The organism is Pseudosulfitobacter sp. DSM 107133 (assembly GCF_022788695.1).
Taxonomy (GTDB): Bacteria; Pseudomonadota; Alphaproteobacteria; order Rhodobacterales; family Rhodobacteraceae; genus Pseudosulfitobacter.
Window position 1 is genome coordinate 615,492 of the sequence record NZ_CP085154.1, and the last position, 26,472, is coordinate 641,963.

Annotated in this window: 41 protein-coding genes; 9 read left to right on the top strand and 32 right to left on the bottom strand. The window is 57.5% G+C overall.

Features of this window, described 5'->3' with window-relative positions:
• Positions 1-83: 83 nt before the first annotated feature.
• The 30 genes from DSM107133_RS02950 to DSM107133_RS03095 form a co-directional block, all read right to left on the bottom strand.
• On the bottom strand, positions 84-1,238 hold the full coding sequence (locus DSM107133_RS02950) for a phage minor head protein (RefSeq protein ID WP_240310438.1): 1,155 nt from the start codon (positions 1,236-1,238) through the stop codon (positions 84-86).
• Positions 1,231-2,865, bottom strand: a complete 1,635-nt coding sequence (locus DSM107133_RS02955; RefSeq protein ID WP_114292417.1) for a DUF935 domain-containing protein — start codon at positions 2,863-2,865, stop codon at positions 1,231-1,233. Before DSM107133_RS02955 ends, DSM107133_RS02950 begins: the two co-directional genes overlap by 8 nt.
• A 73-nt stretch (positions 2,866-2,938) precedes the next feature.
• Complete coding sequence (locus tag DSM107133_RS02960; protein ID WP_243253579.1) at positions 2,939-4,609, bottom strand: hypothetical protein; 1,671 nt, start codon at positions 4,607-4,609, stop codon at positions 2,939-2,941.
• Entirely contained in the window at positions 4,602-5,153 is a 552-nt protein-coding gene (locus tag DSM107133_RS02965) for a hypothetical protein (protein WP_162791974.1), read from the bottom strand. The genes DSM107133_RS02960 and DSM107133_RS02965 overlap by 8 nt, the downstream gene beginning before the upstream one ends.
• A complete protein-coding gene (locus DSM107133_RS02970; RefSeq protein WP_114292419.1) occupies positions 5,153-5,449 on the bottom strand; it encodes a DUF6527 family protein in 297 nt (98 codons plus the stop codon). The genes DSM107133_RS02965 and DSM107133_RS02970 overlap by 1 nt, the downstream gene beginning before the upstream one ends.
• Positions 5,446-5,772 carry a hypothetical protein gene (locus tag DSM107133_RS02975; RefSeq protein WP_205387767.1) on the bottom strand — a complete coding sequence of 109 codons (327 nt, stop codon included), beginning with the start codon at positions 5,770-5,772 and terminating at the stop codon, positions 5,446-5,448. Before DSM107133_RS02975 ends, DSM107133_RS02970 begins: the two co-directional genes overlap by 4 nt.
• On the bottom strand, positions 5,769-6,350 hold the full coding sequence (locus DSM107133_RS02980; RefSeq protein WP_114292420.1) for a phage protein Gp27 family protein: 582 nt from the start codon (positions 6,348-6,350) through the stop codon (positions 5,769-5,771). Before DSM107133_RS02980 ends, DSM107133_RS02975 begins: the two co-directional genes overlap by 4 nt.
• 2 nt (positions 6,351-6,352) lie before the next feature.
• Positions 6,353-6,652, bottom strand: a complete 300-nt coding sequence (locus DSM107133_RS02985; RefSeq protein WP_114292421.1) for a hypothetical protein — start codon at positions 6,650-6,652, stop codon at positions 6,353-6,355.
• A complete protein-coding gene (locus tag DSM107133_RS02990; RefSeq protein WP_114292422.1) occupies positions 6,652-6,993 on the bottom strand; it encodes a DUF2730 family protein in 342 nt (113 codons plus the stop codon). The genes DSM107133_RS02985 and DSM107133_RS02990 overlap by 1 nt, the downstream gene beginning before the upstream one ends.
• Positions 6,994-7,194: 201 nt before the next feature.
• A complete protein-coding gene (locus DSM107133_RS02995; protein ID WP_114292423.1) occupies positions 7,195-7,455 on the bottom strand; it encodes a hypothetical protein in 261 nt (86 codons plus the stop codon).
• Positions 7,455-8,120, bottom strand: coding sequence for an N-acetylmuramoyl-L-alanine amidase (locus DSM107133_RS03000; protein WP_114292424.1), 666 nt, complete (start codon positions 8,118-8,120; stop codon positions 7,455-7,457). Before DSM107133_RS03000 ends, DSM107133_RS02995 begins: the two co-directional genes overlap by 1 nt.
• Before the next feature lie 107 nt (positions 8,121-8,227).
• Positions 8,228-8,602: an HTH domain-containing protein gene (locus DSM107133_RS03005; RefSeq protein ID WP_114292425.1), complete on the bottom strand. Its 375-nt coding sequence runs from the start codon at positions 8,600-8,602 to the stop codon at positions 8,228-8,230.
• Complete coding sequence (locus DSM107133_RS03010) at positions 8,595-8,855, bottom strand: hypothetical protein (RefSeq protein ID WP_205387768.1); 261 nt, start codon at positions 8,853-8,855, stop codon at positions 8,595-8,597. The genes DSM107133_RS03005 and DSM107133_RS03010 overlap by 8 nt, the downstream gene beginning before the upstream one ends.
• A complete protein-coding gene (locus DSM107133_RS03015; protein WP_114292426.1) occupies positions 8,852-9,301 on the bottom strand; it encodes a regulatory protein GemA in 450 nt (149 codons plus the stop codon). Before DSM107133_RS03015 ends, DSM107133_RS03010 begins: the two co-directional genes overlap by 4 nt.
• A 1-nt stretch (position 9,302) precedes the next feature.
• Complete coding sequence (locus DSM107133_RS03020) at positions 9,303-9,707, bottom strand: helix-turn-helix domain-containing protein (RefSeq protein ID WP_114292427.1); 405 nt, start codon at positions 9,705-9,707, stop codon at positions 9,303-9,305.
• Positions 9,704-10,339, bottom strand: coding sequence for an HNH endonuclease signature motif containing protein (locus DSM107133_RS03025; RefSeq protein ID WP_114292428.1), 636 nt, complete (start codon positions 10,337-10,339; stop codon positions 9,704-9,706). The genes DSM107133_RS03020 and DSM107133_RS03025 overlap by 4 nt, the downstream gene beginning before the upstream one ends.
• Positions 10,336-10,575 (bottom strand): hypothetical protein, encoded by a 240-nt coding sequence (locus DSM107133_RS03030; protein ID WP_114292429.1) that lies wholly within the window; start codon positions 10,573-10,575, stop codon positions 10,336-10,338. Before DSM107133_RS03030 ends, DSM107133_RS03025 begins: the two co-directional genes overlap by 4 nt.
• Positions 10,576-10,580: 5 nt before the next feature.
• Positions 10,581-11,231, bottom strand: coding sequence for a DUF3164 family protein (locus DSM107133_RS03035; protein WP_114292430.1), 651 nt, complete (start codon positions 11,229-11,231; stop codon positions 10,581-10,583).
• A gap of 10 nt (positions 11,232-11,241) precedes the next feature.
• Complete coding sequence (locus tag DSM107133_RS03040; protein WP_114292431.1) at positions 11,242-11,442, bottom strand: hypothetical protein; 201 nt, start codon at positions 11,440-11,442, stop codon at positions 11,242-11,244.
• The gene (locus DSM107133_RS03045; RefSeq protein ID WP_114292432.1) at positions 11,439-11,657 is read right to left on the bottom strand and encodes a hypothetical protein; all 219 of its coding nucleotides are present in this window, start codon (positions 11,655-11,657) and stop codon (positions 11,439-11,441) included. Before DSM107133_RS03045 ends, DSM107133_RS03040 begins: the two co-directional genes overlap by 4 nt.
• On the bottom strand, positions 11,654-11,977 hold the full coding sequence (locus DSM107133_RS03050; RefSeq protein ID WP_114292433.1) for a helix-turn-helix domain-containing protein: 324 nt from the start codon (positions 11,975-11,977) through the stop codon (positions 11,654-11,656). The genes DSM107133_RS03045 and DSM107133_RS03050 overlap by 4 nt, the downstream gene beginning before the upstream one ends.
• A complete protein-coding gene (locus DSM107133_RS03055; protein WP_114292434.1) occupies positions 11,974-12,345 on the bottom strand; it encodes a hypothetical protein in 372 nt (123 codons plus the stop codon). The genes DSM107133_RS03050 and DSM107133_RS03055 overlap by 4 nt, the downstream gene beginning before the upstream one ends.
• Complete coding sequence (locus DSM107133_RS03060) at positions 12,342-12,953, bottom strand: hypothetical protein (protein ID WP_114292435.1); 612 nt, start codon at positions 12,951-12,953, stop codon at positions 12,342-12,344. The genes DSM107133_RS03055 and DSM107133_RS03060 overlap by 4 nt, the downstream gene beginning before the upstream one ends.
• Positions 12,950-13,693, bottom strand: coding sequence for an ATP-binding protein (locus tag DSM107133_RS03065; protein ID WP_114292436.1), 744 nt, complete (start codon positions 13,691-13,693; stop codon positions 12,950-12,952). The genes DSM107133_RS03060 and DSM107133_RS03065 overlap by 4 nt, the downstream gene beginning before the upstream one ends.
• 60 nt (positions 13,694-13,753) lie before the next feature.
• Positions 13,754-15,895, bottom strand: a complete 2,142-nt coding sequence (locus DSM107133_RS03070) for a DDE-type integrase/transposase/recombinase (RefSeq protein WP_114292437.1) — start codon at positions 15,893-15,895, stop codon at positions 13,754-13,756.
• A complete protein-coding gene (locus tag DSM107133_RS03075; protein ID WP_114292438.1) occupies positions 15,895-16,767 on the bottom strand; it encodes a ParB N-terminal domain-containing protein in 873 nt (290 codons plus the stop codon). The genes DSM107133_RS03070 and DSM107133_RS03075 overlap by 1 nt, the downstream gene beginning before the upstream one ends.
• Positions 16,764-17,033 carry a hypothetical protein gene (locus tag DSM107133_RS03080; RefSeq protein ID WP_114292439.1) on the bottom strand — a complete coding sequence of 90 codons (270 nt, stop codon included), beginning with the start codon at positions 17,031-17,033 and terminating at the stop codon, positions 16,764-16,766. Before DSM107133_RS03080 ends, DSM107133_RS03075 begins: the two co-directional genes overlap by 4 nt.
• A complete protein-coding gene (locus DSM107133_RS03085) occupies positions 17,033-17,269 on the bottom strand; it encodes a hypothetical protein (RefSeq protein WP_162791975.1) in 237 nt (78 codons plus the stop codon). The genes DSM107133_RS03080 and DSM107133_RS03085 overlap by 1 nt, the downstream gene beginning before the upstream one ends.
• The gene (locus tag DSM107133_RS03090; RefSeq protein WP_114292441.1) at positions 17,266-17,451 is read right to left on the bottom strand and encodes a hypothetical protein; all 186 of its coding nucleotides are present in this window, start codon (positions 17,449-17,451) and stop codon (positions 17,266-17,268) included. The genes DSM107133_RS03085 and DSM107133_RS03090 overlap by 4 nt, the downstream gene beginning before the upstream one ends.
• Complete coding sequence (locus DSM107133_RS03095) at positions 17,442-17,672, bottom strand: hypothetical protein (protein WP_114292442.1); 231 nt, start codon at positions 17,670-17,672, stop codon at positions 17,442-17,444. The genes DSM107133_RS03090 and DSM107133_RS03095 overlap by 10 nt, the downstream gene beginning before the upstream one ends.
• Positions 17,673-18,004: 332 nt before the next feature.
• On the opposite strand from DSM107133_RS03095, the gene DSM107133_RS03100 reads away from it, so the two are divergent.
• Both DSM107133_RS03100 and DSM107133_RS03105 read left to right on the top strand, forming a co-directional pair.
• Positions 18,005-18,712: a S24/S26 family peptidase gene (locus DSM107133_RS03100; protein WP_114292444.1), complete on the top strand. Its 708-nt coding sequence runs from the start codon at positions 18,005-18,007 to the stop codon at positions 18,710-18,712.
• A 96-nt stretch (positions 18,713-18,808) separates the two neighbouring features.
• Positions 18,809-19,114: a hypothetical protein gene (locus DSM107133_RS03105; RefSeq protein ID WP_114292445.1), complete on the top strand. Its 306-nt coding sequence runs from the start codon at positions 18,809-18,811 to the stop codon at positions 19,112-19,114.
• Positions 19,115-19,127: 13 nt separating this feature from the next.
• On the opposite strand, the gene DSM107133_RS03110 is transcribed toward DSM107133_RS03105, so the two are convergent.
• Entirely contained in the window at positions 19,128-19,328 is a 201-nt protein-coding gene (locus DSM107133_RS03110) for a hypothetical protein (RefSeq protein ID WP_114292446.1), read from the bottom strand.
• 173 nt (positions 19,329-19,501) lie between these two features.
• Between DSM107133_RS03110 and DSM107133_RS03115 the strand changes: the two genes are divergently transcribed.
• The 7 genes from DSM107133_RS03115 to DSM107133_RS03145 all read left to right on the top strand — a co-directional run bounded on the left by DSM107133_RS03115 (position 19,502) and on the right by DSM107133_RS03145 (position 24,751).
• On the top strand, positions 19,502-20,530 hold the full coding sequence (locus tag DSM107133_RS03115; RefSeq protein WP_114292447.1) for a P63C domain-containing protein: 1,029 nt from the start codon (positions 19,502-19,504) through the stop codon (positions 20,528-20,530).
• A 155-nt stretch (positions 20,531-20,685) separates the two neighbouring features.
• Positions 20,686-21,015: a hypothetical protein gene (locus DSM107133_RS03120; RefSeq protein ID WP_240310440.1), complete on the top strand. Its 330-nt coding sequence runs from the start codon at positions 20,686-20,688 to the stop codon at positions 21,013-21,015.
• A gap of 439 nt (positions 21,016-21,454) precedes the next feature.
• Positions 21,455-21,886 (top strand): transposase, encoded by a 432-nt coding sequence (locus DSM107133_RS03125; RefSeq protein WP_114294068.1) that lies wholly within the window; start codon positions 21,455-21,457, stop codon positions 21,884-21,886.
• Complete coding sequence (tnpB, locus tag DSM107133_RS03130) at positions 21,883-22,236, top strand: IS66 family insertion sequence element accessory protein TnpB (protein WP_067629907.1); 354 nt, start codon at positions 21,883-21,885, stop codon at positions 22,234-22,236. Before DSM107133_RS03125 ends, tnpB begins: the two co-directional genes overlap by 4 nt.
• A gap of 53 nt (positions 22,237-22,289) precedes the next feature.
• The gene (locus tag DSM107133_RS03135) at positions 22,290-23,849 is read left to right on the top strand and encodes an IS66 family transposase (RefSeq protein ID WP_114294069.1); all 1,560 of its coding nucleotides are present in this window, start codon (positions 22,290-22,292) and stop codon (positions 23,847-23,849) included.
• 46 nt (positions 23,850-23,895) lie between these two features.
• Positions 23,896-24,441 carry a hypothetical protein gene (locus tag DSM107133_RS03140; protein WP_162791987.1) on the top strand — a complete coding sequence of 182 codons (546 nt, stop codon included), beginning with the start codon at positions 23,896-23,898 and terminating at the stop codon, positions 24,439-24,441.
• A gap of 97 nt (positions 24,442-24,538) precedes the next feature.
• On the top strand, positions 24,539-24,751 hold the full coding sequence (locus DSM107133_RS03145; RefSeq protein ID WP_114292557.1) for a helix-turn-helix transcriptional regulator: 213 nt from the start codon (positions 24,539-24,541) through the stop codon (positions 24,749-24,751).
• A 129-nt stretch (positions 24,752-24,880) separates the two neighbouring features.
• Here DSM107133_RS03145 and DSM107133_RS03150 read toward each other — a convergent pair whose 3' ends face one another.
• The gene (locus DSM107133_RS03150) at positions 24,881-25,834 is read right to left on the bottom strand and encodes a hypothetical protein (protein WP_162791986.1); all 954 of its coding nucleotides are present in this window, start codon (positions 25,832-25,834) and stop codon (positions 24,881-24,883) included.
• Positions 25,835-26,472: the final 638 nt, after the last annotated feature.

Consider the following 26,472-nt stretch of genomic DNA (forward strand, 5'->3'; position numbering starts at 1 on the left):
TTCTCCCGGCCGTTGCACGGTTTTCGAACCGGAGCGCTATGTGGGGTTGCCAGTTTCTGGAATGGGAGGCCCCACCGCCTGTATCAATCCCCTTTTCTGAGCAGACGGCGCAGCTCCTGATCCTTTTTGGCCTGCTGCTGGCTGAGACGCCTGAAACTGGTGATCAACAAACCCCGTCCTGTCTGGGTTGCTTTGATCACCAGAACGTAGCCGCGTGCATCCTCGACATCGCGCACGAAGATCAAATTGCGGGGGCCGTCCTGAATCTGATGCGTTGCCCCGTCAATTGTTGCCTGGGCCAGCCCGTATTCGGCAGGGCTCAACTCGGGATGATCGCGCAGCTGCTTTGTCAAGGTCTGGGGAGACAGGTGCGCCACCCGTGTCTGTGCGCCGATGGCTTTGGCGGCGCTGTCGGGGAGACGTGCGAGAGGCCAGTTTCCGATCGGGTCTTTAATCCATTCCGCAAAGCCCGACGACTTGAGCCATTCCTGTATCAGATCGATCGACGGGCGGGCGGGCAGATCATCCAGTTTGTCAGCCAGTCTCGTGACAGTTTCCGACACCGTATCACCTGGTGCATAGCCCCAGCCTTTGCCGATGCCGAGCGGCTCGCCCGTCTTCGGATCCAACTCCCGCCAATTGTCGGGAAGCCTCTTGTCAGGATCACCGCCCAACCGGCGCGCTGCGCGTGCCGAGCGCGCACCCAAGATGTAACAGCTGCACCCCCAATCGTTCACCGGCGTATGTGTGATCCAGAATGGGTGATCCGGGGGCAAGACCAGACCGTCCCACGACAGATGCGTCAGGCGCGGATTTTCGGAGCCGCCGTGCCGATACACCCAAAACGGATAATTGCCTGCGATGAGCTGGGCCCGACGACCGGCAGCATAGCTGGTTGCCATGTTGGTGCGGTAAATGACCTTTGTTCGCCAGGCCTCACCACCTTTCGTGCCTTCGCCCGTCCAGCCGTGCCAACCGCGCGTTTTTACGATCTCGCGAAACCGGGCCCGGAATTGTTCCAGGCTCTCGCCTTCGGTGATTGCTGCATCCACGGCTTTGCCGAGATCCGCCAGAAGATCCGCCTTGGCAGCCCCGGCGACCATAAAGGCGCGGTCATGTGCTGATTTCTGGATGTCATCCCATCTGGTGGTCGGGACCAGATCCCCGAGCCGCAACCGGAATGCCGCAACCTGCTCAGGAAAAGGTTGGCGGAAAATCGCGCTGAATGGTTCAGCCACTTTCGACCTCCAATGCCGCGCGCCCGCCAAGATCGGCCGCCGACATGCCTTCAGCCAGCGTGGCGATGAGGCGGTCGGCATCAAGGTGCGGGAACCCGGCCAACAGGCTTTCGCGCAACTCTTCAAGCGAACCTGCCGCTTCAACCATGCCCTCGATCTGATCCATCATCGACTGCATGGGGGCCTGCATCATATCAGCCAGTACATCAGCCAATTTGGCTTGAGGCGATATTAGCGCCTCTGAGGCCTGTTGGCTCTGTTCGGCGGCAACCACCCCAGATTGATCCGGAAGGGTATTAAAAGGGTATTCAAATTTAGTCTCAGGGGCTTTTGTCTGCATTGTGGCCGACGGCGACCCTGCGGGAGGGGTGTTTTGCCCCGTGGGATGCAAAATCTGCGCGCCCTGCTGCGGCGCAGGGATGCCAAACTTACCGTAGATCGTATCCGCGCTGACCCGCAGCCCACGGTCGATAAACGGTCCAAGTGCCTCTGCGAGGTTCTTGAGGTCTTCTTCCTCCGGCCGGGACAGCTTGATTGTCGGATACTTCGGGCGGGGCCCATAGTTCAGCTTAACCCAAGGGATAACCAGATCGCGGTTCAGGATTGCGGCAAGCTGTGTGGCATCGGCTGTTTCAATGTCTTCCTGAACCTGACGATGTTCTTTGCCCGACCCCAAGCCGCCGGTGACGGCATCAGTTGTTGCTGTCTGCCCCAGCACCGCCTTCGAAATCTGTTTGTCCAGCCAGTCGGAGCGCCGCTCATAGTGCTCAGTGCTGGCGCCGACATTCGACGCCTCGATGAACTCGATCATCATGCTTTCAGGAATGATCGCCGCAAGGTCGCCGCCGATATTGGTGACCGCGCGCAGAAGGGTGCTCTTGTCTTTCTCACTGGCACCCGGCCCGAACTTACCCAGTCGCAACGGCTGGCCGTAGGTTTGGGTGAAGATGGTCCAGTCGCGCTGGGTATAGGCTTTGAACAGCCAGTTCCACGTCGCAACCCGCGCCAGTCCCGATCGCAATGGCAAACCGGTCTTTGATTTCATCTGGGCATAGATGAATTTGTAGGCAGGGTAAGGCCTCTCCTGTCCGTTTTCGTCGAGCATGACGGGCGTCTCAAGATCGACCCGGTCAAACCGGAACCATGCCTGTTTTCGGTTCTTCAGCTTGGCAGGCCAATACTGACCACTGGAGTAATCCCAGATGATCTCTGTGTGCGAGTAACCTTTGCCGATGGCGTCCATGATGTCGAAGAGCTCATCCGCCAGCTCCTCTCGGGCAATCCAGGACCTCAGCTCTTTCGCAATGTCCAGATCAAGCTGATCTTCTCCGCCCTCTTTCACCGTGATTGGCAGCTGCGTCACACTTCTTTTGCGGGTGCCGAGCACGCCCAGATAGTGCGGGTCGCGTTCCTCGATGATTTCGGCCAGCTCCATGTAGCGGATCGGATCACCCTGATCGGCTTCACGCAGGATCGCGCCCAGGCGTTCCGGGTTCAACCCGTCTGAAGGGTATGCAGCGAGAGGCGAGCGGACGCCGCGCATTGTCGGAGCCGAAATCTCTTCGCGGAGCTCGGCGCGGCGCACTGGCATACCACGGTGATCGAGCAGTTGAGGTAGGCGGGCCATTATGCCGATCCTTTATTGTGTCTCAAGTTTGCCCCGAACTGGAGGGGTTGGGAAAAGAAGGCGGTGGAAACGATCAAAAAACGCTCCCCCGAATACGGGTTCCAAGGGGTGGGCGCGACCAGTCGCTGTCATCGTCGTCGGGGTAGTCGAAATCGTTGTCCTGCTGCCGGTTTCCAACACCTTGATAATCGTATTCGACGAAATCCTGGCGGCTGGCATAGTAACCGAGTGCCGCAGCCACCGCGCTGTCACCGTGGCGGAAAAACCCATCCGACCCTTTGAAGCGGAAATCTCGAGGCACGCGGATAATGCCGTCGACGAATTGCAATGCCTGGTGATCAGCCAGAACGTCGGCGTGTGAAGGCAACAGGACCGTCTTGTCGCCAAACGCCTCGATGTAGGGGGGCATTTCGCGCGCATACCATTCACGGCTGAAGCTGACCTCGATGATCCGTTCACCATATCGCTGGACTGCCTTTTCGGCGAGATAGGCACCGTTGCCGGTTTTATCCATCGCCCCTTTGGCGAAGCGCGGTATGCGATCAAGGATGTAGAACAAGATGTCGCGCTGCTGGTCGAAGGGAATGTTGCGCAGTTCCACGATGAATTTGGTCCTGCGCACGAGATCCGCGCCGAGCTCATAGATGACGATGTCGGTGACGTCGCCGTTGCGAGCAAAGTCTTCCCCCATGAAGTGCTGAAGGTTTTCGTCCAGAGCTTTCAGAACCGGGCCGAGAACCTTTTCACACCAAGCGAGTGCCTCGCCCTTACGCTTCTCGTCCGGGGCGTTCTTGAACTCGTCGCCTTGGGCCCAGTTCAACACTGGAATGCCTTGGGCCATGCAAGCCTCGATCTGGACGCGGGTGAGGGCAGCGCCTTCCATCTCGGCCGGCACGGCGTCCAGCTCCTGACGCATGGCGGCTGTGCGGGATCCGTAAGAGCCCCTGATGTTGGCCTCCCAGGCGTCCTGCGCCTTTTGCGACCAGTCCCATCCCCGCATCAGACAGACACGCCGGTAAAGCCCATTTTTGACTGCATCGCCGAAGGGGATGAAATGGACTTCAAACGGGTTCTTGCCCGCCCGCGCTTCCCGGATCAGCTCGTTGAAAGCGTTCAGATGGCCTTTATGGGTGGAAATGACCCGGACCTTGCCGCCCCAGATCAGCATCGCGTTCACAGCGTCGATAACTTCGCGGACATCCTTGTGATAGGCCGCCTCATCGATGACCACCACGCCCTGAAGGCCGCGAATGTTGGCCGGGTTGGAGGAAAGGGCCTCAACCCGAAAGCCGCTGTTGAACGTCACCCGATAGGCCGTGATGTCTCTGGAGGTGCCGTCCGGACGCTCGTCTTTGAAGATGTATTCTTCGACCGGATGCAATTCGCCCGCGATAACCTTGGCAAAGTGGGCGACATAGCCGATGAATTCACGGCCCTTTTCTTTGGTGTCACCGATGTAGAAGACGTTGTCACCACCCGCAGAGCGTTTGGATGCCGCGATCAGCGTATCGTCCAGCGCCTCCGCAAAGGTGATCCCGGTTCGACGGCCCTTTTCCGCAATCTTCAGGTTGGCCTTGTCAGCGAGCCAGTCTTTCTGGTGCTGCATCAAAATGCCGTCTTCCAACGGATCAAGATCGTCGGGGATATCCGCACCACGCAGCAGATCACTGGGCAGTTTCTCTGGATCCCGTGCCAGAACAGCCGTATTCTGATCGGCTTCTGGTTTTGCCTCGATTTCAGACATGGTGACCACCACCTGTCACCTCGCGGCGCGCGCGCGTTAATGAAACCCAGCAGCCATCTAGATAGGCGACCCGCTGAGAAAAGCAGACGAAGGATTCATCCTCGAACTCAATTATGTCCTGAAGAATGAGACGAGTTTGAACAGATCCATAGGAAGCATAATTGCCGTCGACCACCCTGTGTGGATGTTCATAAAAGATCACTTCGTTGATATAGCAGCAAAGTGGCTTCGCCGAGCCAGGCGCATCCGTCGGCAAAACATCTTTGATCGTGATGAACCAGGGGCTATCGACATCACGTTCAACCTCGGTGTCAGAAAGATCAACCGGATAGCCTTCTCGATAGGGGAAAAAGGCGTTCGAAATTGCTCGCAGACCTGCCATCGAAGGATGGTTGAACAGCCCTTCTTCCACATCTTTCCAATAGCTGCCGCAGATGTGACAATGGGGGTGCCAACTATCATCACTTGGCGCACCACATTGACAGAAATCACCCGCGCGATCTTCAGCCTCCAGCAGAGCCGCCGCTATTTGCTGATGCCCCATCAGCAGCTCTCCCAGTATCCGTCACGCAACCAGCCGTGCCAGCCGCAATTCAGGTTGTGAACCGAAGGCGACAGCGTCGGGCGAGACAGCTCCCCATTCCAATTCCATGTCGGCCGGTCACCGTTTGGCTTGAATTTGTGGCCCACGTCGATCATGGCAATATCCCCGCAGCCACAGGGGCAGTAGAACCAGAACTGCGCCAGTTCTGCACCATTCGGGTGATTGACGAAAATACTCCCCGGAGCCTCGGTTTTCCGGTGATCCTCACGATCGACAAAATGAATGGCCCGGATCATTTGCGAGATCCTTGCCAGGCAAAGGCATGACGCACGGCAAGACTGTCTTCGCTCGCGGTGCTGTCGATCCCGCTGAGGTCCGGGCAGAAGTCGCTCTCGCCCAGCCGCCAGAGGTGGCGAATTGAGGCGTGATTGATGATCTTGGCGTCGGCTGGATAAACCTCGATTGCGCGCGCATCTGGCCCCCAGGCGGCAGTTTTGATCGCGGCGAGCTGATCCCAGGTGATTGTGCCATCGTGTTTCACCATCAAATGACCGAGCCGGTCGTCACGCATGGTATCGAAACCGCAAAGATGCTCTTCAATGAAATCCGGATCAGTCACCTGGATACCCCCAGCACCTTTGCGCGCAAATCGCTGGCCAGCTCGGCGCTCAAACCGGCTTCCGCAATGGCACCATCCATGGCAACAGCAACCCGGTCGCGTTCGGCCTTCGTCGCTTCTTCAGCCACGCGCTTGCGCTCATCGGCGAGCAGCTTCTGACGAATGCCTGAGCTGGACATCACATCCTTCAGCATCCGGCCGAGAAAATGCAGTTCCTGCGGGCTGATGTTTTCGCCGGTCTGGGTCATCTGATGTTGCATCACCTTGAAGGCCAAGGTGGTGATCATCTGGAACAACACGTTGTGGCGTTGCGCTTCCTCTTCCAGGCCGTTGTCTTTCATCCAGTCAGCCGCCCATGCGCTGGCTTCTTCCTGGTAGCGGACGAATTCGCTATATTCCTTGCCGAACGTGTGCAGCGCCGACTTGCCAATGCGCAACGTGATCCCTGCATCCTCGAGACGAGCGTTCAAATCGTCGGCAAGCTGCTCATACCCGGCGAACCCGCCCGCTTTGAGCGCGTCTTTAAGCCAGGTCTTTTGCTCCTCTGGGAGCAGGTCAACTTTGCGCGGCGGGGGCATGTTCAGACCCCCCGAGGGCTTGGGCGTTGAATGTCCGGGTGGGTGGAGCGCCCCAAGGCAATCTCGACACCTGTCTGGGTGGCGCGCACGACAACAAAGGCAACATTGTCATCGTAAGTGACAAACCCGTTTTCCCGCAGCCACGTCAGTTCGGTGACGATTTGGTCGCGCGTTGACGCGATGCCGACGCCATCGAGCACGTCTGTCAGGATCGACGCATTGGACGTATAACCGGAACACGCCTCGAGATGGCGCAGAATGCCCAGGCGGCGGTGTTTGCGAACTGTTTCGGCATAAGACATCAGCGGTTCTCTCTCAGGTGGTCTTCGTGGCGGGTGACGATGCTTTCGGTACGTTTGAGACTCTCGGCCATCGCGGTCATCGTTGCTGCCATCGCCTTCATATCGCCGCGCACGTCAGACAGCGTCATCTGCAATGAATGGACATCGTCCTTGCCGGGCATGGCGTTGACTTCCTGCTCGATCGACGCCACCCGACCGTCCAGCCGATCCATGCGTCTGGAGCCATCTGTAAACCGTTGGTCAACATCTTTCCTGCGGTTGACCAGAAAGGAGTAGACCATCGCCCCGATCGAAACCACGAGCGCCAAGCCATCCATCAGCAGTTTGGGATCAAGCGTCATGGCGGAACGCCTCAGGGCAGGTTGTCAGTGTGCGTCGCAAGGCTTTACTCCGGGACAAGGTCCGTATGCTCCGGGCAAGCAGCCCCAAAGGCGGTGTAGGAAATTTCGATTTCGTCGGTGGTTTGAGCGGTGTCCTGATGTGAACGGGTGGGAAGGCTTTCGCCCCATGACTGGCACAAGGCGTCAACGACAGGACCGGCCTTAGCCCGCGTCTCCCTCGGGGCCGGGATCGTCGTTTCGCCACCCCGCCAACTCGAACTCTCGCACCCCGCCAAGGCGATCACGGCCAGCACGCTCAACGCGGCTCCGAATGGTCTGTGCATGTTCAAGCTCCTGAATTCTTGCGTCCCGATCCCGGTCTTTTGTTGCATCACGGCGCACCAGCCCAAAGACGACCGTCACGAAGGTCAGCAATGCGATCCAGAGGCTTTCACGTCCGAGAAAACGGCTCAGAAACCGCATCACCGATCCCCTTGCCGCCACTTGCGGATGCGCTCGATGTCAATGATCCCCGAGGCTGCCAGCGCGATTGCTGAGAAGATGCAGAGAACCAGAATGGTCTGCCAGGGAATGCCTGCGATCATGCCAACGAGAGGCGTCCCAACCTGAGCGACTTTGATGGCGGCGCTGGCCTTCAGCATGTCAGATTGCATAAGCGATGAGCGCGCGGGGGGAGCACCTTTCAGCCAGCGGTCGACTTTGAAGCCCGGACAGGCCTTGGCAGCAAAGTCGTTGTGCCCCGCGATTGCAAGATCGCCCAGCTGATCCTCGATGCGGGCAATCAAGCCGCGCAATGCGGCTTCCTGCTTTTCGGTGAAATTACTCTCGAAGGCATCCGTCGCCGAAGAGCCATGGCCACCGATAAGACAGATCCCGAGACTCTTGGAATTGTGACCCTTGGTGTGAGCACCGATTTCTTCGAATGTGTCGCCGTCGTGGTCACGATCACGTCCGATGGCCACGGTCCCATCGCGATCAATCACATAGTTGTACCCAATGTCGGCCCAACCGCGATCTTCGACATGCCAGCGGCGGATTTCGGCAACCTTCTCTGAAGTGCGTTTGCCAGCCATCCAGTTCGGATGTGTTGCGGAACAGTGGATGATGATCGTGGTGATGGTGCGCATGTCGCCTCCGATGCTGCGAGAATGCGGGCAAAGGAAGGGCGGTCCCGCCCGGTCAAACTGGCGGAACGACGGCACTGATTTCACCCGCAACGGTGTGCGGGGTGACCTCAGAGGTCCAGGTTGAGCTGATCGGGGTCTGGCGGATTGCGTTTGCCAGTATCGGCGAGATACCGGCGCACCGTTAAATCCGTGACGTGCAGTTTGCGGGCAATCTCGGCGCCGGTCAAACCTTTTGCGTTCAGAACTTTTGCGATCCATGGCTTTTGAATTGGCATCCGCTTGGGAAGCCTGTCTGCAACCTTGGCCAGCGCCTGAGCTTTTTGCATCCCGAGCCGTGCCACGATCATGCTTTTCGCCGTCGGGCGCTCGGCAATGTAGACTTCGGTACCGCCAAAGGCGAGCAAGAACTCGACGGCGTCGTCGACACCGAGCGCTTCCACGATCGCTTCAATCTGAGCTGGAACACGGGGACCGTCATTCATCGGGAAGTTCCGATGTCCTGGCGCGGCGCATCGTGCGTCGATCCGGGGTATTGTGCGGCGTGACTGTCGTTACAACGCCGTCGCGCAGCTTGTAGACAAATCCTTCAGAGACAACTCCGGACGCGCCTTGGTCCAGCCCGTCTTCGACCTTCCGCCCGATCAAAGTACGCAGCGCGATGATGTCCATGCCTTCGACACGCTCAAGGTAGCGGACAACGGCGTGGTCGGTGACTGAATGGCGCGTGCGTTTCATCGACGGCCTCGCTTCCAGTTGAAATCGATGTTGGCACGTTGCCCCCAGGCCTTCAAAGCGGCGACGACAGCTTCGATCTGCTCAACATCCCGAAGCATGTCGATATCCGCAGGCACGGATGCCCAGGTCTCGCCGAAGCGGGACCGAATGAAGGCATTGAGACCGGCCCGATCAGGGCGTTCCAACGCGCCAGCCTCGCCCAGCTTGCGCCACAGCACATGGATCAGCCGCAGATCGGCGCGGGGCGCGGCCGGGCGTCGCCCGGTTGAACTGGCCTTGAAACCGCTTTGTTTCAGGCGCTCCAGGACTTGGGTCAGCTCAGCTTCCGTCATGTCCGACATTGATGATTTGCCACAGATTGCAAGCTGAAGGTCATGGCGTGCGTCAGTGTCCAGCCCTAAATCCCGGCATGCAACGTGGATCAGCTTTTGTAGCGCACGGGTCATATCACGAGCTCCGGGATCGTTGTTGAACGGTTCGCTGGGCGGTGTGCCGGCGGATGAAAACGGGTGTGGGAGCCGCGCGCCGCGATTTGAACTGCCATCGCATCATCACGTCATGGGCGTGGCTGGTGCCGCGTGTCAGGTCGGCTGACAGACGGTCGAAGGCGATCTTGTGCTGAAGGTCCAACGGCTTTGCGATTGCGCGCAGCACGGAGGTATGATCCCGTCCGCCAAATTGTCGGCCGATCTGGAGATAGGGGACATCCGTCAGCTCGTTGCACAGGCGGTACGCCACCGCCCGGCGGGCGCAAATTGTCTGCGTCCGCTCCGGGCCAGTCAACTCAGCAGCAGTTGTGCCAAAATGTTCCGCGACCGCTGCAATGATCCGGGGAATGGATTTCTGGATCATTCTCGGCCCTGCCTTTTCAGCCTGACTGCATGTTCAAGCTTTGCTGTTGCCATGAGCGTCGGTTTGATCTCGGCGGGGGCGGCGTCATATCCGCGGCCAAAACGCCCATTCAGGCGCGGCAGCATTGCTTGGGGGATTGCCTCCCAATTCGAAGGGTCGGTGTTTGTCTTGTCACCGTCGAGGCATTTCAGGACCATACCCTTCGGCACCGGGCCGTTCTTTTGTTCCCAAAGCCACCGGTGCTTTTGAACCGGCCGCGTTTTCGCGCCGGTCCACGGGTTAGTCTCCGCCACAATCATCACGACATATCCGTCCTTGCTGTCGATCCGTTCGTGCCCTGGGCCACGATAGGTGTGGGGAACTTGCCCCTTCTTGAACTGCGTCTTCGCGTTGTTTGGATTGAACGGCATTTTTTTGCCCTTGTTGGGTGGCGTCTGACCTGGCTGGAAACATCCTGTCCGCCCCGTCAACCAACCCTTGCGCTTGCAGAGAGCGGTAAGGTTCGACTGGCTGACATCAGTCCGCCCAGACCAGGCCACAAACGCTTTGTGCAGATCGCGACGGGGCAGCTTGTGAAGTGCCTCGACGAAAACCAATTCGGCATCGCTGTATGTGATGCACTTGCCCTTCATCCCGATGTTCCACCGATCTGCGGAAGGTGGGGCAGGACTTTGTCGCCATGGTCGGCATAGAGCCTCGCGGCCTTCAAAGACAGTTCAGCGTTGCTGCTGATCTGATCAGCCACAGCCACCATGGCGCCGGCCCGTTTCACCTCTTGTTCGATTTGCTCGGCTGTCATGCCTTCTTCTGACAAACGCTCAAGTTGGGCAAACAGGTGATTGTTGAGATCGCTGAGCTTGTTCTTCATCGCATTCACGCCTTCGCCATATCGATGCTGACCGCCTGCCATGCGCCATCGAAGGTTTCACGGCGATAGCCGCGCACATATTGCTTGGTTCCGATCACGCGCTGCGCATCCCGGATTGCCATCATCCCCCGCTGCCAGCGAGGGTCATCGATGGGCAAGCGGGTCAACTTGATCAGCTCGCTGCGGTTTACCTTTCCGGCCTGCTCGGTGTGAAAGGCATTGGTGACGATAGCCCGGATTTCGGGGCGGGCATCGGATGACCATTCGTTGAGGCATTCGTCGACAAGATCCTTGGCGACCTGAAGCTCAGGCCCAAAATCGACAAAGTCGTTGATGCGCACCTCGATCTTGTAAAGGCCGTCATGCGAGTGAAAGGTCATGTTGCCTTTCTTGCCGCCTGGCTGGACTTCGTACTCTTGCTGGAGCATCGCCACGAAGCTGTCGATATCTTCGATCGTATGTGCCTTGAGGCGTCCGATTTGCTCGCTGGCGCCAACCAGAAAGCCCATCACTTTGCGGACCATTTCGTCTTCCAGAAGATGTTGCGGCTTGACCATCTCAATTGGCGACAGGCCCCCTTTGCCGTCGCCGATATAGATTTTCCCGTCGATCTCGCGCTTGCCGTCCGGGATGGGTGCGGGTGTGAACTCAGTCATGAGGTGTCTCCTATGTGAATTTCGAATTGAGTGCGGTGGCTATATCGGCGGCGATCTGATCGCCGTCCGGAAGCTTTGGATTGACCTCGGCAATGACGAGGTCCTGATGCGTAAACCCGGCCGCGCCCTTGCGGATAATCCGCCCGACCACCTCCCGATCGCGCCCGAAATACATCTCACTCCAAACTTGCGGTTGGCTCGGCTCCATCATGATGAAGCCTCCAACGCCGCAAATCTGGGTTGCCGCTCTGCGTCGGTCGGATAGCCCGGCAGCGCGCCCGCCAGTACGATCAGCGCGGCCATGGCTTCGATCTCGTCCATCGTGCAAAGCGTGGTACCGCGCGGGCCCATCAAATCGACCTTCGCAACGCCGCTGGCAGCGAGGCGTAGGATCTCCGCTTCAGTTAGCTGCTGGATGTCCTTCATGATTTCACCACGGTGCCCAGCAGGGCCTTTTCAAGCAGCCGCTGCGCGGCTTCGGTTGGCGTCTGCCCCCGCCGCTCAGCTTCGGCAGCAAGCAGGGAATGCAAACGGAGAGGCAGCACGATCTGCTTTGTTGGAAGAACGACATCCACGGCCTTCGGCTTTCGGGTCGTTTTGAATTGCGGGATGTCATGCCCGCGACGGCGCGCATCCCGGATCGCCTGGTAAACCGTGTTCGGGTGGATGCGCAGCGTTGAAGCAATCTGCCTGGGCGGTGTGCGCTTTTTGGCCATGGCGACGATTTCGTTGGTAAGGCTGGTCACAATTGTTCCTCCTCGAGGTAACGTGGGCAGCTCCGGCAAGCGCGATACATGCGAACGCGGTGGGTGTTGTGCGTCTGCAAATGCTGCGCCCGTTGCCGCCACATCTGGCACCTGTCGGTCGGCAGTTCGCCCAGTACGGGGCAAGAGATCACAACTGACATGAAGACACCGCGCACGCGCTCTTCGATGGCTGCCATGTTCCCAGGGTACTTGCGCCGCAGAACGTTGCTCACCAGCGAGGCCGAGCGGCCCAGGTCTTCGGCAACGCGGTTCTGGCTTGTCCGCGCACAGGCTTCGGCCAACGCCAGAACCCAATCGGGCAAATCTTCGCCCCATGCTGTTTTTGCGATTTCGACGGGCCCGCTCATGACTGCCCCCCAACCGGATAGGCTTTCTGGGTATTCGGGTCGAACACCTGCTTGGTGCGCTGGATCATTGGCGGGTTCGGGCCCGTGTTGCGGATCAACCGATAGACGGCCTGTTTCTTGGGCGGTTGCGCTTTGCTGACCACCTTCAAGAACCCTGCCTGTAGCAACAAGCTGCAATAGGATTTCGCTGTCGTATCGCTGACGTTGACAATATCGGTGGTGGCATGGGCGGCGAGGTCGCGGGGAGAGAATTGGCCCAGCATCCGCATCGTGCGCCACATGTTCTCGACGCCACCACCTTGAACAACCGGCTTGCCCTCGCGGCTCAGTCGCGGTGCATGATAGGGAACGGGATCTGCGATGATCTTGAACCGGATTGCAGCCTCTTCACGTATAGCGCCTTCCGGGGGTTCGATCCGTTCGACATATTCAGCCAGAACCAGCGATTTCAGGTAACTGCGAATGGTGTGCCGGCTCACATAGGTCTGGTCATGAATGTCCGTTATGGTGAACGGCTCTCCATTGAACTTGACCATCTCTTCCCAGAGCGGTTGACGGCCCTGCGGTTCTCGCGAGGCGGCAGCTTCTGTGGCGGAAATCCGGCTCATTTCGGTGCCCTCCGAGGGGTTGGTGCTTCACCGGTGAAGAGGGGCTGATTGCCCCAGTCTGCCCGGCTGATGGACTTCAGGCCGCGTGTCAGCGCGAATTCCTTGATCCGCTCAAGGTTGATCGAAATCCGCCGGATCGAACGATGAGACTCTTCGAGCACCTGAAGCTTCAGATCCTCGGCCAGGCTGACGTTTGGGCAATAAATTGCGGCCAGGTATCCGACATCGTCGATCTGCCCTTCTTCTGCCGCGACCCAATCAAGGATGCGCCCGTGAACCCGCTCCCAAGCCATCAACTTGCGTGGCAGTTTCTCTTCGCCGATCAGGATGATCGTGGCTCCGGAACTTTCGTGGATGTCGCGCACGATTTCGATCATGTTGCGGTCGACCAGGTGGTCGATCTCATCGATGATGAGCGGGCGGCTGTTGCGCGCAAGCTCTTGGGCGATCTGATCCACCATGTCCGAGATCGTCTTTGCAGGCAGGACGCCCATATCGCGCAGGATTTCTGTGCAAAGCTTTTTCTTGGTCCAGACCGATTTGACTTCGACCTGATAGGCGCGAAACCGGTTCGCAGCGTAGACCGCTGCCGTTGTCTTTCCATACCCGGACCATCCGTAGAATACCCCCAGTCCCGGAAGCCCTGGACCGCGTTGATTGACCCGCTCGATCAGCTCCACCAGCGCGACGACGTTGCGCAGCGGTGCAACAGAGTTGTTATGCCTCACTTCTTCTGTCATTCTTCCCTCACCTTCACTATCGTCACCGGTCGGCCTGCAACGCCGCCGGTGACACCTAAATCAGCCGAACATGCCCCAGCTGAAATCTTCAAAAATCTTCATGTGCCCGATGTATTCGGGCAGGCGCTGATAGGCCTCGAGCGCCTTGTGCTCTTCCGGCAGCACGGGCTCACCGGCCTTGATGCGCTGTTCCAACACGAGGAAGCGGCGGAACCGTTCCTTTGGTGTTTCGGGTTTGACCAGCACCTCGGCGGTGCGCTTGTGCTCCGCTCGGATCGCGGCCAAAGCGTCGTCTGAAACGCGGCTCTGTTGCGCCTCAGCGGGCCGCGGCTGCGAGGCGTCCCGAGCCGCCTCCAGCGCGGGCGTCGTGTAGATCTCACGGGCTTTTGGAAAGGCGACCATGACACCGGCTTTCTCGGCGGCATCGCGGCGCATTGCGTCGGCGACATCCCGTTTGCCAATCTTGCGGCTGGCACGGCGGATGTCCGTAAGCTTTTCATCCTCAAAGGCGCGCTGCATAGCCTTGGCTTTGGCGATGACTTCGGCAGGGTTCAGCCCCGCGAGATCAGCATTCAACGCTTCGCCCAGATAGCTTTCGGTCTCCGGATCAAAGAGCATGATCCGCCCCATGTCGGCGGGGTCCATACGCACCAGAACCTCGTCGCCAGGCATGGCCGACATCGGCAGGTAATAGGCACCATCGACACGCACACCCTGTTTGGTCACATGGCGCAGGCCACCGTTCGACGCGATCGGGGCCAGCAGAACGTCAAGCGCGGCCTCATGCTCGATCTTGCGAACCGGACCTGCGTAGGACGCCGCAACTTCGAATGGTGTACGTTTCTTGAGGGCCGAGTGCTGATCCCGACCGTACATGTCAGCAGCCCAAATATCGCTCCATTCCTGGAACTCCGCAAAGTCCATATCGACATCGTAGAGGGTCTCATCCGTCGCCCCGAGACGCTTGTCGAAGGCCTTGCGCTGCTCGATGATCTTGCGATCGGCAACCGAGTGACCGATGAAGCCGGGGCAGACCGCGATGTCGCGTTGATAAGTGCCGATGGTCCGCTCTACGATACCCTTGTCGGTTGGCTCGTATGCGTCGCTGAGTTCGACCGTGATCTGCAACGCTGCAAACAATCGTTTGGTCTGTTTGGCCACAAAATCCGACCCGTTGTCGGTGTGGATTTTCTCGGGCACACCCCACGCCATGATGCATTTACGGATCAGGAGACCGACGGCGGACGCACGCGGTGTCTTGCTGACCAGAACGATGGCACGGCGGGAATAGACATCGACCGCCATGTAGATCGAATACCGGCCACCTTTCAGCATGACATCCGCCGGTGACGCATCGACCTGCCAGATTTCATTGAGACGCTGAGCCGTCTGGCTGCCCGTCGCAGAGAACCGGATATGCGACCGGTAACCGTCCGGGTTGGTCAGCCGCATCAACTCGTTGCGGAACTCGGCCTTCCAACGGGTGATCACTGTCTGGAATACCCGAATGGTGGGCAGAGCGACGGTCTTCTCATCCCCTGTCTTCGCGCAAACGGTGGTCAGGGATTTCCCGAACTTGTCCTTCACAAGGATCCGCACATGTTTGGCTGACAGGAAAGGTTGCTTTGCAATTGCGGCAAGGATCATGGCCCGTACTTCGCCGTCATGGGCAACGTCCAATATGCCCGATCCCTTCGGGCGCCCTCGGCGCGATGTTGACCCCCCCTCGATCGAAGCTTTGCGCCAGCGCGCAATTGATCGGGCGGACACGCTGGGCACGGCCTCTTTAATCCATGTTGGAAGTGCGATTGAACCGCTCGTGAACAGCTCTGCAAACATCGCATCGGCTGCGGTCTGCGGCAGCGCATTTTCGAGTTGGAACTTCTGAACCAAGCTCAAGAGTACAGCGCGGGCATCGGCCGTCTGATCAATCGCGGTATCTGTAACAACAGGGCGCAAATCCTGCGCGGCGACGGACAGGTGACTGGCAAGCCAAGCTGCCCGTGCGGGTGCCGGCAGCACATCAATGTGGTATTCCAGCCCCCCGCCGCCTTCGCGACCTTCCCGCACCCGGCTAAGCCCGGTTTCAGCCCAGCGTTCGCGCACGGCAAGTTCATTCACCCGCCGCTTGGCAGTCGGCAGGCCGGGCATCAGGCCCGCCGCCGCCGCATCTGCGATTTGCTGTGCCGAAACCCAAAGCATCAGAGGCTCCAACCTTGCGCACGGGCGTGCTCGAGGATTTCGCGCTTGTGCTCGTCGATGAAGGCACGGCGGCTTTTGGTCGACAGGCGCGTCACGCGGTGGTAATGCTTGTCGTCGTTCTTTGGCAGCGCGCGACCCTGTGCCATCAGCAAGGCATCCGCAACCGAGCTAGCCTGCGGTGGATCGGCGAGCAGCGCATCGCAAGCCCGCTCCTGGACATCTGCGGGCACCTTGGCCAAGGCTTGCAGCCCGGCTTGATGATCGGCGATCCATGTCTCGCGGATGCGGTCTTTAATCGACGGGAAGAGGCCGTTGGCAATTTCGATGGCGCGGAAGAATGCCGTTCTTGAGAGCCCAGTCTTTTCGGCAATCCCAGACCAAAGTCCCAAAATGGGACTTTGGTTTTCATCCGCATTCTCAGCCTCTTTGACCAAGCGCACATTTGCACTGCGCCGGTCGCCACCATGCCGGGCAGCCGGGTTCATTTCTTCCCACGTCGCCTTCAGCGCAGCCAGATGCTCAGCCCGCTCAAGCTTGGTCAGCTCTTCGCGGTTGATGTTCTCCATGATCTCGGCAAACCGCAGATCGGCAGCTGGGGTGTCTTCGGGCAATACAGTCACCGGCACCTCGGCCCAGCGCAGCGCCCGGATGGCCTCAAGGCGCTGCAAGCCAGCCACCAAGCGATACTTCTGCCCTTTGCGCACAACCAACAGTGGATGCGTCAAACCGTTGCAGTCGATATCTTGCTTCAGCACTTCGACACGGTCGGCGCGTGCCGGGCGCATCCGGCCCTCGACCTCAATCAGGGCGACAGTGATGCTGCGCAGGTCGTGAGATTGGGAAGCTGCTGGAGGGGTGGGCGTGTCAGTCATACATCATCCGTGAAGTTAAGAGGTTGGTCTGTTTCGGAGGCGTCATCCGGCGGTGTCAGCATCGTGTAGTAGAAGATGAACCGGCCATTGACGTGCTTGCGCTCGCACTTGATGTCGGCCCCGAGCTGGCGCAGCTCTGACACGCAGGTGTTGATGGCGCAGACATGGGTGCGCCGCATGATGTCGCGTGTCGAATGCGGCTTGCGATCGGACAACAACCGATTGACCCGGCTCAGACGATCAGAGGAAAGCTTGGCTGCATGCATCAGTCGGGCTCCCCACCATAGGTGGTGGCGATCAGCGCCTCGATGTCGCGCAGGGCATCCTCCTGAAGCATCAGTTCCGAGAATGCGGCCATCGCCCGGTTCGCCTGATCATCCCATTCGTTGACCAGACCAACCTCTTGGTTCAGCTTGTCGTCTTCCATCTGGCTGTCGAGCGACACCATCTGGGTAAGCGCGTCTTTGAGATCGGCAAAGGACTGTACGGGAGAGCGGCTCATGACAGCACCCCCGCGCAAACGACGAGCACATAGCCGATCACGAAAAGAGCGAGGCAGGCGGTGATGTCGCTGACACGTCCCTCGAGCTTTTTGATCCGCCGTTCAAGCCCAGCGACACACTTATCATCCTTTGGCTGACGGCGAGCGGGTTGGTAGGGATAGGTCTTCTCTGCTACAGACATCTCTTCGTCTCCTCGTCCATGAATTTGCTGCGGGTCAATTGCTCCACGACTGAGGCAGCCGTTCGCTCAAGGCGGATCAGATGGAAAACAGAGTTCGTCTCGACCGCGCCATTTACGATCTCGATGGCCAACGCGAGGCGCTGCGCCTCGCTCAATTGACCGAGGGCTCCCCGCACTGCGTCGGCGGGATGCTGTGCCTGATAGGAATAATCCTGCATCATGCCGCGTCCTTCTTCTTGCGGGGACGGGGGATGTCGCTGGGCCATGTCAGATCGGCGGGCCAGTGGTCTGAGAACCATTGGTGGACCTTCTGGGCGGTTTTGACTGTGCACCCGCCTCCTTTGCGCAAACGCTCAAAGAACTGCCCGTCGCCTCGGACGAGGAACGAAACACGCCAATGTGTTACATTCGCATGCAGTGCATAGGCATCGGCCAGGTCGAGGAGATATTTATACGGCTCTGTGTTCATGAGACCGAGCATACGGATAATCTTATCTCAATCAAGATAATAATATCCATTCCCGAATCATCCAGATAACTTTATCTTGTCTGAATGCGACTTGACCTAACAGACAAAGCTGCCAGCGTTTCCAGCCTTCTTCAGAAGATGGAAAAGCATGTCAGCTTGTCAGGAAAGAGCGAGGCTGAGTTCGCAAATGCCGTGGGAAGTAGTAACGCTCTCTTCAAGAATTTGCGCAAAGGAAGCATGCCTTCGGTTGAACGTCTGAACGCCATTCTCGCTGAGATTGGTGAAACACTTGTTCTCGGAAACCCGGATGGACCAAGCGAATTAGATGCAGTTGACACTACACTCATCGATGGTCGGAAATTTGCGACTGTGGCACGCCACGAAGCGCAGGCTGCCGCAGGTGGAGGCTATGTCAACTTGGATCTTCCACCAATCGATCATCTGGCCTTTTCAAAAGCCTGGCTCCTTCAGAATGGCATCCAGCCTAGCGCCTGCGTTCTCATCAATGCGCGCGGCCAGAGCATGGAGCCCAGCATTTATGATGGCGATCTCGTGATGATCGATCGTCGCAAACGCGATATCCGATCTGGTCGCATTTATGTCTATAACCACCCTGGCGATGGCACTCGGATCAAACGTCTTGAACTTGTTCCAAATGCAGCAATCATTATCCGCTCCGACAACCCCAACCAGAAAGAGTTCGCGCCCGAATACATCACGGCCGAGTCCATGAATGACATCTCGCAGAACATTGTCGGGGAAGTTATTTGGTCAGGCCACAAGTGGGGGTGAGCAGCCCGCCTGGCCCCCGAGCACAATCGCTGATAAATCTATCTAAGAGGCGACCTCGCCAACAAATGAACCAATCCGCTTCACTGGAGACCTGATATGCTTTCTCTTCGCCTCTTCGCTTGGGCCGCTTTTGCAGTTGCCGCACTCTGCATTGTTGTAGCTATCGCTGCGGAAGCATTGATCCTTATTTCACCGGCTATTGCAGCTTTGATCTCTGGCGTTCTGTTTCTCGCTGCCGACCGCGCGATCTTTCTACTGACTGAGATAAAGGATGCGTTGAAAGGCACTCAGCCTGCGATCGAACCGAGTTTGGACACCACACCCTCAGCAGCGCGGGAAACACGGTCGATCGAAGAAATCTCACGTGACATCGAGAACTTGAAGACCCGGGCGGCGACATAGATCTTGCCCGCCATCATGTCTTCCCCTTGGATCGGCGCATCCTGCGGATTGCGCGCATCATAATTTTCCGCCGCTCGGCTATGCTGTCAGCCAGAATGCGTTTCTGACGTTCTATGCGTACATCAAGAACCATAAGCCGTTGTTCTTCTTCACTATCTGTGAATTTCTGCCATTCTGGGTGCAGCTTTTCCCGCTGTACATCTGTTAGCGACATGAACACAATTCCCTTACTTTGTTGAACTTAGCATACAGCGAATAACACTGCACCCGCTATTGCGTTGGATCGAAATTTGCTGACCCCGTGCAAACATCCGCAAAATTGCAAGCATCATAAAGAATCACTTTGCAAGCATATTGCAAGCATGTAAGTTGCCATAAGATGCAAGCATGGAGAGCGATTTGACAAAGGACATTGGATCGGCGGGTGGCAATGCTCGTGCTGCGAAGCTCACGTCAGAGCAGAGAAGCAATATTGCCAAAGCTGCTGCCCGCGCGCGTTGGGCAAAGCTAAAGGACCCGGATCGAATGCCGGAAGCCATGAGCGACGGGGTGCTGAAAATTGGAGATATTCCACTGGATGTATATCGGCTCAACGACGAACGACGACTAATCAGCAAGAAAGGTATGGCTGCGGCGCTTGGCCTGAAATCCGAGGGCGGCAATGCGTTCATGCGCACCATGACCCGCAAAGGTATACGATCCGGTTTGCCCGAAAAACTGGTGGAAAGGATCGAAAATCCAATACATTTTAAAGGCTTGACCCACGATTTCGTTGATGGGTACAGCGTTGAAGATCTTATAGAAGTTTGCGACGCACTTATCGTCGCAAAAAACGAAGGACGGCTGCACACTTCACAGGTTTTCCTTGCTTTGCAAGCCGAGCTTATAGTCCGTTCCTGCGCAAAGCTGGGGATAATTGCGCTCGTCGATGAGGCCGTAGGCTACGTCGACAAAAGAAAAGATGAATACAGGCAGCTCTTCCAAAGCTTCATTGCGGAAGAGGTTCAGCAGTGGAGTGATGAGTATCCAAGCAAATTTTTCGACATGATCTATGCCCTCTACGGCCTGCGACGGAAGGACCCTAAATCTTCTCGACATCCGCAATTCTTCGGCCACTTCATTAGAAAGTTCGTGTACTTCCCTCTCGCCCATAGTCGTGGCGGGATATTGGAACTGCTGGATGAAAAGAACCCAGTGATTTACGCTGGTGGTTCGCGGCGTTACAAACTTTATCAGTTCTTGACAGATGAAGTTGGCATTGACGCGCTAAGACAACATCTATGGCAGGTGATCGGCATCGGGTCCGCAGCCAGAGACCGCGTGCAGTTCGAGCGGGCGTTCTATCGAGCTTTTCCGGAAGCAGTTCCGTTCGGACATCAATGGGACATGTTGAATGACTTGGGAGACGGCACCTAGGCTAAAGGTAGCATTTCACGAGCCACGATATTATCGTTCAAATCCGATTTCAACGCAGTTTAAAGCGCCCACCTTGGCGATTGCCCAATTTCCCCAAAATCGCCTCATGCCTATATTTTAAAGGTGTTTGGCCAAGGTGGGCGCTTTTTGGAGAAATGTCTGATTTCCCGCCCACCTTAAAATCTCAAACCCCTTATTTTTATGGCGTGCCGATTTGCAGCCCTGATGTTTTCCTTTGGGGGTGCGAAGTTTATTTGGCAGTGCCGATTTGCCACAGTCAGGCCCTGCGCCACGCACATCGCCATATTTTTAAGGCTGATCGTCCATCCGGCATCTTCCGGGCTTATCTTGGGTCTTCCGGCTTTAAACCCCAGTTTCTGCCAGCATTTCCTTCGCTCTACACCAGTCCACACCGTTCGCCTGCCTCTCCCGCTCATCAATCAGGTTATCCCGCCGGTCCCCAATGTCGAGATGGTCAGGGTTGATACAGCGCCGGTTATGACAGCGGTGGCGAACGACTTGATGGCGGTTGGTGGCTACTTGACTTCGCAGTCTGTCCTAGACTACAAGCCCTGTGAGATTTTCGTCAGAGAGAAACATGACACTTAGTTGAGCAAATTATCAGTGTATGTTGGTGAGGTCCCTTAGGGCCTTTCTTCTCTGAGATTGCTCAAATCTCGCATTACCATTCAAAAATGAAACCCACTCCTCTTAGTGAGGGGTCATTTTCCGTTTCTGAATCCTTACTCAAAAATTAGCCTTCCGCGTTCGAAATCTTTGGCGCGGAACAAATAGTCATCCGCGCATTTGCAACTCTAAATGCATGATGGCCAAGAAACGGTAAGCGTTGCCTGGACAACACCTTCCCAGTTTTCGCCTGAGCTGCGACTCCGTTTCTGACGGATATTGGGCGGGAGTTTCGCGATGGCGACTACGGTAGAGTTTCTCATGGACTACGGGGTGGAGATACGGGCCAATGGCCAGAAGCGGTGGCCCAATGAGGTCAAAGCACGGATCGTGGCTGAGAGTTTGCAGCCGGGCGTGAGCGTGAATGCAGTTGCGGCGCGGTATGGGCTTCGGGCGAACCATTTGTCGGAATGGCGGAGTCAAGCACGCGATGGCCGGTTGGTTTTGCCTGCGGGCGATGACGACGCCTTTAGTTTTGCGCCACTCGTAGTCTCGGATGGTGGCGGCTGTGCGCATATGTCGGCCGTTGCGGGGCGGTCCGCGAAGCCTGACGAGTCATCCCATACCTCCATCGAGATTGCGATTGGTCGTGTGACAGTCCGGCTCGATGGCACGACCAGTTCGACCCGGGTTGCCGAGATCGTGCGGGCAATCGAGGGTCAGCCATGATGTTCCCATCAAACCGTGTGCGGGTTCTGGTCTCGACGCAGCCTGTGGACTTCAGGAAAGGTCATGATGGGCTGGCGTCGATCGTGTCGTCGGTGCTGCGCAAGGATCCGTTCACCGGCACGGTTTTTGTGTTCCGCTCGCGCCGGGCGGATCGGCTGAAGCTTTTGTATTGGGACGGCACCGGATTGGTGATGGCTTATAAGCGGCTGGAAGAAGCGACCTTCACCTGGCCGGCGATCAAGGACGGGATGATGGCGCTGAACCACGCCCAGTTCGAGGCCCTGTTTGCCGGTCTGGACTGGCGCAAGGTCAAGGCTCTGGAGATGCGCCCACCTGCTGCGGCAGAGTGAATCAACCGCTGTCTTTTGTGTGTTTTAATGGGGTTTTATCGTATCCTGATGGCATGATCACGACACCCGCCATTGACCTATCCACCATCCCTGCTGCGCAGCGTGCGGCGGTTTTGGCGTTGATGGAAAAGGTAGCGGCGCTTACGGAAATCACCCAACGGCAAGAGCACCTGATTGCGGAGCTGAACCATGCCCTACATGGCAAACGGTCGGAAAAGCTGACCGAGGATGAGCGGCAGCTGGCGTTCGAGGATCTGTCCATCGCCCTGGCTGAGGTCGAGGTGCAGAAGGACCAACTGGCCGCTCAGACAGGTGACAAGACGACAACCAAATCTGCGCCAAAGCGCACCATCGGCAATCTACCGGCCGCACTGCCGCGCATCGAAGAAGTCATCGAACCTGACAGCCTGAGCTGCCCTTGCGGCTGCGGCGTCATGCACAAGATCGGGGAAGACCGCAGTGAGCGGCTGGACATCGTGCCGGCGCAGTTGCGCGTCATTGTCACCGTGCGCCCGAAATACGCCTGCCGGACCTGCACCGACGGCGTGACCCAGGCTCCCGCACCATCGCATCTGATCATGGGTGCCCTGCCGACCGAGGCCACCATCGCCAATGTGCTGGTCAGCAAGTATGCGGATCATCTGCCATTATACCGCCAAAGCCAGATCCTGGCGCGTGCGGGTCTTGATCTGCACCGCGCTGTGCTGGCGGACTGGGTCGGCAAGGCGGCCTTCCACCTCAAGCCCGTCGTCGACCGGCTGGCCGAACACCTGAAACGATCCAACAAACTGTTCATGGACGAAACCACGGCCCCGGTGCTGGATCCGGGGCGCGGTAAAACCAAAACTGGCTATCTCTGGGCACTGGCCCGCGATGACCGACCATGGGGCGGTGAAGATCCGCCCGGTGTGGTTTACTTCTATGCCCCCGGTCGGGCGGGCGCGAATGCCGAAACCTTCCTGACAGGCTTCGACGGCATCCTGCAGATCGACGGCTATCAGGGCTATAACCGGCTGACCAAACCCACGCGCAAGGGCGGTGCCCCCATTCGGGTGGCCCATTGCTGGGCGCATGCGCGCCGCAAGCTGAAGGAAGTCTTTGACCGCGATGGCTCAGAGATCGCCGCCGAAGGCCTGCGCCGCATCGCTGAAATCTATATCGTCGAAGCTGACATTCGTGGCATCTCCCCCGGCCAGCGATTGTCTGCCCGTCAGGCCCGCAGTGCCCCGCTGGTCGCAGCATTCGGTGAATGGCTGGAGGCTGAGCGCCGCAAGATCTCCGCCAAATCCCGGCTGGGTGAAAAGCTGACTTACATCCACAATCACTGGGACGGACTGCAGACCTTCTTGGCCGATGGGCGCGTCGAGATCGACAACAACCGCGTCGAAAACCTGATCCGCCCCATCACCCTCAATCGGAAAAACGCCCTCTTCGCTGGGCATGACGAGGGTGGTATCGCCTGGGGCCGCATCGCCTCACTGATCGAAACCTGCAAGATCAACGGCGTCGAGCCCTTCGCCTATCTCAAGGCAACCCTCACAGCGATCGCCAATGGTCACCCACAGAGCGCCATCGACGATCTGCTCCCGTGGAACTCCAAGACGTCAAGCTGAACCGACAGTGCCCTCCTGGGAACGCTTACAAGAAACGAGGATTACTATGAACAATAACGATAACTTTTCGAACCCTGCTAAACGCCGTCGTCCGCAAAGACGTCAAGTTGCTCACGAAACCTTGGAGTCATCTGTTGAAGAAATAACGTTCATTCCAGAACCTGAAGAGGACTTTCATGATCCAGAATCTACAAAGTCTGAACTCGCACGTTTCATAGCCAAACGTTTCGTGCGGCGAGACGGTAAGTACTATAGGTTAGCAAACCCAAATGTCAGTATGTCCGCGACTGACCTGAAAAGAGTCTGCTTCCATCAAGTTACGGCGGCTTATCCTGACCTTGATCTCACGGATGAGCTCTGGTCAGCGGTTTGCGCGCACGCAATCAACGATACGCACACAGCTCAGGGTGAGTCTGTTTCGGTATGGGACGGAACTCAACGTTGCGCACCTGGAAAGACCGATGATTTGATCTGGAACGACGGCATGGCCTCACTTAACACGTGGCGGCTTCCGTCCTATCGCCAGATCGAAACAGAGGCGCAGGACGCTAGGTCACCGACTCATAAGTTTCTCCCAAAAGTACGAACCTAACCTGTCGAACAGTCAACCGCCCCGCGTAATTTCGAAGCGCCCCAAATGAGACCCATAGTCTGTAGAATGAAAGTCTGCAATCAAGCCTAGGTCGGGCATGACCATTCAGCGGCTCGTGGGCCGAAACCTCAAACACTATCGTGAAGCTGCGGGGCTCTCTCAAGAGGTTCTGGCCTTTGAGTGCGGCCTGCACCGAACCTACATCAGCGGAGTCGAGCGAGGCATCAGGAATCCCACGATCGCTGTGTTGGCGAAGCTGGCTGAACCATTGGAAATTGAGCCGTGGAGGTTGCTGGTGGGCGAGGACTAAAGGGACGAGTTCGTCACCTCCGCTTTGCTCGCCTGTCCAATAGAAATAACTTCTCCATCCTTGCATGGGGCCGTCGATAAAAAAAGTGAAGTAGTCCCCCCCCGGCCAGCGTCAGCCAGCCGAGGTGTCCTACTCAGGGGCAGTATGCCCACGATAGAATTCTTGCAGCATGCGAATGTTGTAGTCCAAACCAAGCTTCATCGTAGCGCCCGTGTCCTTAGTTGCCGTCCAAAGAAACTCTCCACCGTCCTTGGCTTTTTCCCATCCGCCAGAGATATCTGGAAGGTGCAGTTCTCCAAGATTAGGCATGTATTCCTTAGTCGTCGCCCATGCTGTTGATGGCGAGTTGGACACGGTGGACCATACCTCCGCTTTAGATGGCACCTGCAAACCACAGACCTCCGTCACACCTTCAGGCGATGCCAGCGACGGGTTGATCGAAAGCTCGAGTTCGCGAAGGTCTTTGAGGTTATCGCAGTTGTCCTTGAGTTCATAACCCGTGACCGCAACCGCGACACCAACTCCGACCACAGGTAACCCCTCACCGAATATTGCTGCTACGTTCCTCTTCGCCCCGAACGCGGTCCGCTTCGTTATCCGGCCTACCGTGTCCTCAACAGCTTGATTGAGAGGGCGACGCTGGCTCCGATAAGTCACTTGCGGATTATTGATGGTAGCTGATAGCTGGGCGATACGTCGATCCCTCACCGCGAGATCATCGGTTAGCGCGGAAACCTGCTTTCGCTTAGCCGACATATCTTCGGTCAGCGCCTTCCGCTTTGTCTCAGAAACAGCAAGGTCATTGGAGAGTGAGGAAGCACGCTGCTTTACTTGAGCCAACTCCCCAGTAAGTTTCGCGGACCTCCGCTCTTTTGCATCCAGATCGACTTTAAGGTCTTTGATTTGCCGCTCGTTCATTGTGCTGCGACGTCGGAGCTCAGAGGCGACGGCTGATGTTCCCGTAACTGCCTCAAACACCGCTGAAACCGCCAAGGCGAATGAGCTGAATGCCACCGTCGCGACGTTCATCACCAAGGAGGACGTCAAAGCCAGAATGAGGGCCAAATACTTTAACTTCTTCAAGCTCAAACACCTTTGTTCCGGGTCAACGTGAGCCTCCAGACCGGAAGACGACCTCCGCGTTTCTTCTACGATAGCGGGCATCTTTTCGAAAAAGCCAGCATATTTCTCAACGGCAAAAAAAAGCAAAGTGGGTCACCCCCGGCCAGCACGAAGCCAGCCGAAGGTTTTCTCATGTACAGCGGCCAGCGATGTAGTCAGCCAGCCACCGCCAGTAGTAGTCAGCGTCGATGAACCCTTGGTCACGGGCGGCGATGTCTTCAGCCTCCCGCCGGGTCTGAACGGAGTACCAATTTCACGGAAGACCCAAGTCCGTAGGGTTGGCAAGACACATCCAGCGCCTGCTGAAAGAGATAAGCTCCTGAATATTTCCGATGCATCTGTTTCGTTTCATCCGCATCCAACAGTTTGGATTTTTGAGAGTGCCCGCGGAAGACTATCTTGACTAAGCCTGTGCAGGTGGTGAGTGGCGTACCATGTGAGTTTCGGTCTTCCAGGGTATGGATGGTCGCTTTTGTCTGTCTGGCACGGAATCTTTGCAGACGCAGCTAACGGAAACTCCCCGCCCATCATTACGCTTTTGAGTTGCGGGCACGAAGCTAGAGGTTCAGGAAAGTACACTCGATTAAAGTTCAATGTCC